The organism is Psychromonas sp. (genome assembly GCF_047632995.1).
In the GTDB taxonomy this organism is placed as follows: Bacteria; Pseudomonadota; Gammaproteobacteria; order Enterobacterales; family Psychromonadaceae; genus Psychromonas.
Genome location: NZ_JBLIEK010000131.1, coordinates 1 through 8,809 on the forward strand (window position 1 = coordinate 1; position 8,809 = coordinate 8,809).

Annotated in this window: 5 protein-coding genes; 1 reads left to right on the plus strand and 4 read right to left on the minus strand. The window is 36.5% G+C overall.

Annotation, left to right across the window (positions count from 1 at the left end):
- Positions 1–6 precede the first annotated feature (6 nt).
- From ACJAT7_RS16160 to ACJAT7_RS16170, 3 genes are all read right to left on the minus strand, one after another.
- Positions 7–1,098, minus strand: a complete 1,092-nt coding sequence (locus ACJAT7_RS16160) for an alkene reductase (protein ID WP_415227833.1) — start codon at positions 1,096–1,098, stop codon at positions 7–9.
- A 429-nt stretch (positions 1,099–1,527) separates the two neighbouring features.
- The gene (locus tag ACJAT7_RS16165; protein WP_415227834.1) at positions 1,528–2,523 is read right to left on the minus strand and encodes a catalase family peroxidase; all 996 of its coding nucleotides are present in this window, start codon (positions 2,521–2,523) and stop codon (positions 1,528–1,530) included.
- Positions 2,524–2,878: 355 nt separating this feature from the next.
- Positions 2,879–4,321 carry a hypothetical protein gene (locus tag ACJAT7_RS16170; protein WP_415227835.1) on the minus strand — a complete coding sequence of 481 codons (1,443 nt, stop codon included), beginning with the start codon at positions 4,319–4,321 and terminating at the stop codon, positions 2,879–2,881.
- Between the two features lie 1,240 nt (positions 4,322–5,561).
- Between ACJAT7_RS16170 and ACJAT7_RS16175 the strand changes: the two genes are divergently transcribed.
- Positions 5,562–6,362, plus strand: a complete 801-nt coding sequence (locus tag ACJAT7_RS16175; protein WP_415227836.1) for an IclR family transcriptional regulator — start codon at positions 5,562–5,564, stop codon at positions 6,360–6,362.
- 845 nt (positions 6,363–7,207) lie between these two features.
- Here the strand turns inward: ACJAT7_RS16175 and ACJAT7_RS16180 are convergent.
- Positions 7,208–8,416: a CaiB/BaiF CoA transferase family protein gene (locus tag ACJAT7_RS16180; protein WP_415227837.1), complete on the minus strand. Its 1,209-nt coding sequence runs from the start codon at positions 8,414–8,416 to the stop codon at positions 7,208–7,210.
- Positions 8,417–8,809: the final 393 nt, after the last annotated feature.

The following is an 8,809-nucleotide window of genomic DNA, read 5'->3' on the forward strand; positions in this document are numbered from 1 at the left end:
GTAAATCTAAGCAGACTTGTAAGTCTCATAATCAGTGTAACCTTCAGCGCCGCCGCCATACCAATCACTGGCATCGTCAGATGGCGCCAATGGCCAGTCATTAAGCATACGCTGAGGTAAATCTGGGTTAGCAATATAGGGGCGACCAAAAGCCACCAGATCAGCTTTTTCTGAACCAATTACCGTTTCAGCTTTTGACTGGTCGTAGCCGCAATTACCGATAATAAGGCCATGATATAAACTTCTAAAATCTTCCAGTGTCATTGGCTCGCCACGTTCGTGAAAACCAAAAGCTAAACCATCCATAATATGTACAAAACCAAGCTGGTAATGAGTAAAACGCTTTATAACATGGGTATATAATTCTCTGTAGTCATCACAGCCCATATCATTGAATATGCCATTGGGTGAAATTCTGCTGCCAACATTCTCCGCAGGCCATACCGTTAATACCGCTTCAAGTATTTCGTTTAAAAAGCGCGTACGATTTTCAATGCTACCGCCATATTCATCGTCACGCAGATTGGTGCTAGCATCAAGAAATTGATTAATGAGATAGCCGTTTGCGGCATGAATTTCAACGCCATCAAAGCCTGCTGCTTTTGCATTTTCAGCGGCTTTACGAAAGTCTTCAACTGTTCTTTTGATATCTTGCACTGTCATAGCGCGTGGCACTTCATAGTCTTTTTTGGCTTCAGGGGTATGAATTTGATCGCCATTAATTTTTACTGCTGAAGCTGATAGTGGCAATTCACCGTCATGAAAATCACTGTGAGATGCTCGTCCTGTATGCCAAAGCTGAAGAATAATTTGACTGCCTTGCTGATGTACGCGCTCAGTAATTGTTTTCCAACCCTCGACCATTTCTTGGGTATAAATGCCTGGTGAATTTACCCAACCATTGCCTTCTTTAGATATAGCGGTCGCTTCTGCCATCACTAAGCCAGCAGTACTGCGCTGCTGATAATACTCTGCCATTAATTCATTAGGCACGCGAGTTGGACCTGCACGACCGCGAGTTAACGGGGCAAGAACGAAACGATTCTTGAGGGGTTTTTTAGCGAATGTTGTCGTCGAAAAAAGTGTAGGTGTAGACACGTTATTGTTTCCTTATTCATTTATGAAGATAATTTATCTAGAAACCTATTTCATAGCTCATGTTAATAGCTCACTAGATGTAGATCTCAGTTGTTAATATCATTGTCTCATATAATATAAAAGCATTACTTTTATATTTTGTAATAACTTGTAGTTATATGTAAATGTAGCATTCGTATTGAAATATAATGTTAAGTTCGGGTTAAGTTGACTAAGTCACTTTCAATTTTCATTCAACTCTCACTCAACTTCAAAAGACACATTTTGTCTTTTTTATAGCTGCTTTTAATTTATTTAAAAGCAGCTATCATCCTTTGCTTTTGAGTATTAAGTTTCAAGAGTAAAAAGGGGGTAGCGTAAACTACCCCCTTCATTCATTTCTCAGTACAGCGATTTGGTAATAAACGCTTTTAATACTTAGAAAATTATTTATTGACCACTCAATCTTTTACCAAAAGAGATAGCATAAGCAGGTGAGCGCATTCTTAATATAGGGTCAGCGCTTGGCGTAAAGCCTGCCGACATTACATTAGGATCAAAGTTAGTATTATTACAGGCATCGCCACCACTTGTTTTAACGGTTACCGTGCCAAGCGTCACTTGAGGACGTTCACTAGGCCACTGTTGCGAGGGGTCAATGTCGCTATCTTTTGCTTCACCTAAGCTCGCCATAATGCTAAAACTAACGGTTTCATCTTTAAGTTGTTGCGCAAAAGTATCAGCTAAAAACTGAGTTGGCATGCTATCAGCCTCAGCTTTTTCTAGTGTTTTTACCCCTAAGTTTGGCTTAATATTCCAGCGAAATTTAGTTTGTTGTTTATTGGCTTGGTCAAAGTAAAAGGTGTGCAAACCAAAAAACTCAGTATTGGCGAATGACGCGGCTGTTTTAGCGTTTTGATTCCACATAACGTGAGCTTGTAAGCTAGGGTTCTGTTGGACAAATGCCATGGTTTTAGCGGGGTCAGATTTGCCATTTTCATCAGGCAGTAAAGTCGATAAAAAGCCATGAAAAATTTCTGGATTTTTGCCGGCAAATACGGGGAAGTTGTTACCGGTAAAAGTATGTAAAGCGCCATCAGGTAGTTGAATTTGCATGCCCATACCACGCGTACCAGGTGCTTTCTCATTACTACTTGGGCTAGCACCACCTACTGAAAAGCGCATAGATACCGGTAATACACCGTTTGATAACAAGGCGGATCCGGTAAAGTGCTTATTGGGCGTAGGCACAAAAGTGCCAGAGGCACATAGACCCTTAGCATGTGCTTTTCTATAGCCTGGATGTTTTCCACCTAGCTTTTCGAACATTTCAACTAAATCATTTGCTTCAATTTTTTTGTCATTTGCACTTGCACTCGAGGTTGCAGTAGCACCTGCCATGAGAAAAAAAGCAGTAAGGCTTGAGGTAATGAGGTTATGCTTCATTTGTATTCCTTTATTGTTATATCGATAGTTAAAACTACAAAAATCTTTGCTAAGACCATTATGTTGTTTACAAGACCTGTGAAAGCAATGAAAAATTCCAATATCAGCGCAAGCTATTAAAAATAAATAAGGCATAGGCTGAGACTTAGCTTGTATATCCAGTATTGTATTATTTGGTATAATAAGCTCAGATTAAATGTAGATTAATGGTGAGAAATTCAAGCCTGGTTATAAATTAATATTATTTTTTTATCATAAATATTGTTTTCTCTTATAGAAAACCTCAAATAGTGCTCTCTGCTAATGATAAAAAATAGCGCTTATCTCCCTTTCAATTCTTTATGCCCCCTTTCCATTACACTAAGACAAGCAGAAAAAAATCTAAGGCCAATAGTACCAATATGCTATATAAACCATTCCATTTTACCCCCATTTGAAAAGGAGAAATTCCAGTGATTTTAGCGCTAATACGTACCGAGGTAGTAGAAGGTGAGCTACCGGCAACCACGGCCCAAGTAACCATCATCACGAGTGCAATGGTCACTGGCATATGGTCGACACCAGGTAATTGAGCTAAGGCTCCAGCCATCAAAGTGACAGATATCATCGGGCTGATAAATAACAGCGCTGCGATAAAAATTAACCACGAAGAGGCAATTAATATGAGTGCAGCAGATAAATTTAAATGCGCTAATTGTTGTGCAAACCAATCAAGGTCTAACACCGTTAGCAATAATCGACCAATTAACACTGAACCAGAAAAAAATACGATTTCTGAACGTTGTAAGGTTAATCTGAAAAATATGTCTGAGCTAAAACGCTTAACGGTTAATCGCATAGCGTTTAATTTATTATTTGTTCGATGATATTGGCTAAATATCCAAGCTATGCTAACTATCGGCGCACTGACTAGCACGGCAGCAATAGGTCGCAGGGGCGAGGTGAATATCAGCAGTGCAGATATGATTGCCAAAGTGATAACAACAACAATAGTAGGGTAACTGACCTTTAATGCGGATAAATCGTTGGAAATGGTTGGCACAAGATGGCTAAGGTTTTTTGGCGCCTGAACATGATCTAGCCAAATACCAAACAAGAGTAAGGTTAAAGTTAGGTACAAACCATAGGGAATAATATCTATCCATTGTAGACCAGGAATGGTGGTGACTAACAACGTAATAGTAATTGAAGTGGGCGCCCAAAGCGGTATGCTGCAAAATCCCCGCATTACCGCTAACATCATACGGCGCTGCCTAACACTGTTAATACGTGCATCAACAGTGCCTTTGTTATGATGCAAACTTCTTTGGATCATGGTGGCTAATAAATTAATGGCGCCAACACTCATTAATATCCCTAAAATGTGACTCGCAAAAGTAAGCAACGCATAACGTCTAACGGGGTGTTGTTGTAAAAGTACAACACCAGTAAGATTAACGGAATTTGAGGTTAAAGCGGCTTCTTTTAATAAGCCTAGAGCAATTAAGAAAAAAGCAAAAAAAACCACACTGCTAGTTAGGGTACCTAGCTGGTGAAATGATATTTGCGAGAACGATAACAAAAGAAGTGTTAAGCCAATGGCAACCCAAGCGATGAGCTTTGTTGATAAATCTAACTGTTTCCATTCGAGGCACATAAATAATGTCAACATGAACACAGCTAATAAGGCTGGTGGCTGGTAACCGGTCCATTCAGTGATTAAGGTCGCAAAAAAAATAATTACTAAGCAAAAGGGTGACAGCCAAGGAAAAGCTTTAGTTATTTTGCCACTTTGCTCAAGATTAGAAATATGCTTCATAGGTATGCTCTTTCACATGATTAATTGATATTTATATGTTTATTATGAAAATAATTGATAGGCTTTTCCATTTTACGCTGTTAGTGACAATACTCTTTGAGATTTTCATTAACGCTTAATAGGAATAGTTAATTTTATTTATTCTTGGCTTTACTTTCTATTTTGGTGTTGAGTTATCATATAACTGTATGTTTAAATTGTATCACATAGTCCCGTCTGGCGGAATTAAGTTTTATATATTTGTTTTTTCATTTTTATTATTATAATTAAATTAATCAATAGCCTAGCAAGATCTTGATTTACTAGGAACTTAGTCGTTATGCTTTAACTATTTTATTAAGTACATAAGCTGATCTTTTAAAAAAATTTGCAAACCTAGTATCGGATTGTAAAATGTAGATACCAATTATTGTGTTATAGTCGCTGCAGTAATAATAAATGAAAGCGGTATTAGAGTGGATGTTTAATGTCTCAAGCAACAGAATCAGGGCTTATTGTTGATTCAGAAAAATAAGCTACCAAAACACATATTAGTGTAAAACAACCAACTAAATAATTAGATGTCACCTAAGTTTTATAATGTTGTATTTATTTAATAACATTTAATTTAAAAATATTTTTTAGCTACTTTTAAGTTTTTTTCACAAATGTATCTGCGATAATATGACAAATATTATCTACCATTACTGTCGCGATAAATATTGATTTTTTATCCCTGCATTCGTAAAATATTAATGTCACCTGAGGCAGGAAATTCTCTTTTTTCTATTGCTAACAATCGCATTATCTAGCTTTATTATGTTATTTAATTGATACAAAATATCTTTAAATCCAACTGCCGTTCTAAATTTCTTTAAAGTGATTTTGCAGCTTGTTAATTGAATTTTATTTGTTCAATTAACCTCAGCCGATATACATTTTTATCTAATGTACCAGGTTCTTTTGCCTGTTAGTGAAGATATCTGTCATAACTTCCAAATCTTTATGTGGTGTTGGCTTTTTTATTGATCTTTATTATTGCTTAAAGTTCGGTATTAAGTTGAATCGTTAAATATGTGACAATATATTTTTAATGCGCTTGCTTTAATTTATTACTATTGATCTATAAGATTTTTAAAGCTATCTATAATCTTTATTTTTAGAGCAAAATATGAGATTATGATGAATATGATTTAAAAGTCGTTTTGGCATTTATAACAAGTTAATACGTCTAGTGTGATAAAAAATTGAGTAGCTCAAAATGAATAGACTGACGGGTATGCCAAGAGATGGAAACGGTGAAGTAGATCGAAAGTTTGTCGAAGCCCTTGCTAGAGGACTAGATATATTAAGGGCATTTAACCCTGGAGACGGATTTCTTGGCAATCAGGAAATTGCTCAAAGAACAGGACTCCCCAAGTCAAGTATATCCCGGCTAACCTATACTTTGACAAATTTAGGCTACCTTACTTATTCTGAGCGGTTGGAAAAATATCAGCTTGGATCGGGAGTATTGGCCTTGGGTTATGCCTTTGTTTCTAACCTTGCGATTCGCCAAGTGGCTAATCCATTGATGAAAGAACTTTCAATTGAAACCGGCACATCGATAGGTCTGGCAGACAGAGATAGACTAAATATGATTTATGTTGATCATTGTACCCCTAAAGGTATTGTGACCTTTAAGAAAGATATTGGTGATAGAATTCCTATGGCAACGACTGCTTCTGGCCGAGCTTATTTAGTGGCATTATCAGTAGAAGAACGAGGTTTCTTTTTACGCTGTTTTGAGGAAAAACTTGGCGATAAATTTGAAGCTGTTAAAGCGGGCATTGAACATGCAGTAGAAAGTTACAAAGAGTATGGTTACTGCCATTCCTGGGGCGACTGGGAGCGAGATACTAATGCTATTGCTGTTCCGTTGAAATTATCGCAAGGACAAATTTATGTATTTAGTGCTTGTGGACCTGCCTTTCGATTGTCGAAAGAGTTTTTAAGTGGTGAAGTCGCTCCACAGTTAAAAAACATGGTGCGAAACATTGAAGCAACTTTAATTCGATTTTAGCGTCATATTTCAGTTTATCAATTTTTTGAGGTAGTTGAAATATCTTTTTACAATTGGAACATAGACTTACCTTGCTATTATTGACATTAGGGAAGGTTATTTAAGTAAATAAACACTAATCTTAATGCGTTTATAATGCGACTAGCTCTGATGTTTATATATCGTTAAATATTAAGTGCGAATAAAAGTAGAGCATAACAGCCGATTAATATGTAGAGATTGTTAGTAGCGCCCTATTTAGAGCAAAAATAGGAATAAAATAAAGCATTGCATCACACCTATTGGCAACAACAATGATGCTATAATAAAGTCGATAAGCACAACTAGGCGTGTAGTATAAGAAGTGACTCAGCGCTTAAAAAAATGTCGTGTATCGCAACGGTAGGTTTTATGTTTAGTGCAGAGCAGATGATGACCTACAGCTCTTCGAATTATATCAAATAGCTTATTTAATTTCATATTTAAGAGGTAACTTGGCCAATTAAATTTAAACAATTTAGCTTAGCAGATTTTTAATTTCATCATTTAATTTATGTTTTTTGAATACTTCTCTTTGTTTATCACTTTACTTACCCCAGTCAGGTACATCAACTCTTAACTGGGCTGTCTAAATTTATTAAATCATGTTGGCTGTTTATTGGTCAACCCACCTGATTAAACTTATTCTACGACACTAACGTAAAGTAAAATAATAATCACCTAGTCGTTGATTTAGTAACACTCTACGATTAACTGCTGTAAAAGAGTCAAGCTTGTTTAGGATTGACAAAAGATAAAAATGGTGTCGCTGAATTCAGTAATACCATTTTTTTTGCTGGATTAGCTTTTTTAATACAGTTTTATTCTTAGCCAATAATTTTTTTAGAACGTAATGCTGCTATTTTTTCAGCACTATAACCTAGTTTCTCTGATAAAACTTTATTGCCATGCTCACCCAACGCAGGGGAAGCCATTTTATATTGAAGTGGCGTATTAGACAAATTAATTGGTGAGGCAATCACATCAATCATTTTACCGTTGCTGTTAGGTACCTGTCGTACCATTTTTCGATATTTTGTTTGAGGGTGGTTAAATACTTGCTTTAATGTATTAATTGGCCCACAAGGAACAGAAATTTTTTCTAAAATTTCTATCCATTCATCGGTAGTACGAGTGCTCATGATTTCATCGAGTAGGGGGATAAGTTCATCACGAAATTTCACACGTTGACCATTTTTACAAAATTTTGGATCAGTGGCTAAATCAGCACGTTCGACTTGCTTGCAAAATTTAGTAAATTGTAAATCATTACCAATCGCTAAAATTAACTTACCATCTTTGCTGGAGAATGGTTGATAAGGTACAACTACAGGATGAGCATTACCATGACGAGCAGGGTTCTCACCTGTTGATAGATAGCTCATGCCCTGATTAGCTAAAACAGACATTTGGACATCTAGTAATGCAATATCAATATACTGGCCAGTCTTAGTATGAGTGCGTGCAAATAAGGCGGCTAAGATAGCATTACCACTGTATAGCCCCGTCATAATATCAGCAATTGCAATACCAACTTTCATTGGCTCGCCATCGCCTGTAAGACTCATAATGCCACCTTCGGCTTGAATGATCGCATCGTAACCAGCTTTATGAGCTGATGGACCTTTCTGGCCAAAACCAGTAATAGAACAATAAATTATTTTAGGATTAAGTTTGCTTATAGATTGATAATCTAATCCATATTTCTTGAGACCACCCACTTTATAGTTCTCGACTAACACATCGGCATCAAGCACCATATCTTTAATGATCTGCTGACCTTCACTGGTACTAATATCGATAGCAACTGATTGTTTATTACGATTAGCGCAATGATAATAAGCCGCTTCAGGAGCTTCCTCATCAGTACCTTCTTTTAGAAATGGAGGCCCCCAATAGCGAGTGTCATCACCCCGATTAGGTTGCTCTATTTTAATCACCTCGGCACCTAAATCTGCTAACATTTGAGTAGCCCAAGGCCCAGCTAAAACACGACTTAAATCAACAACTTTAATACCTTCTAATGCACTTGCCATAATACCAACTCAAACTTATTTTATGTAGACTGATTTTATTCAGTTGTAAGAAGAAGTCAGAATATTATAAGCATGAACAGGGATTGTCAATATAGTGAGGGAGATGTTGGTCATTAGCAGAACATGACTTCACAAAATAATCAAATAAAGTAAATATAAGTCGTAAATATATAAAATTCTTTACATTACAAATAGGAGGTGTCATTATTTTTGGAAATAAGTTCCGCTTATTGGAAGTTAATTCCATTAATGTAATAATAATTAACTGGAGGTCCGACCTTCGGAATGTAAGGAAAAAGGATGAATTTATTTCAAAAAGAGCTTAACCGTATTTCTACTTGGTTAACTGGCATTGCTGGGTTTGCTCTTCTGGCGATGATGACCATTGTGATA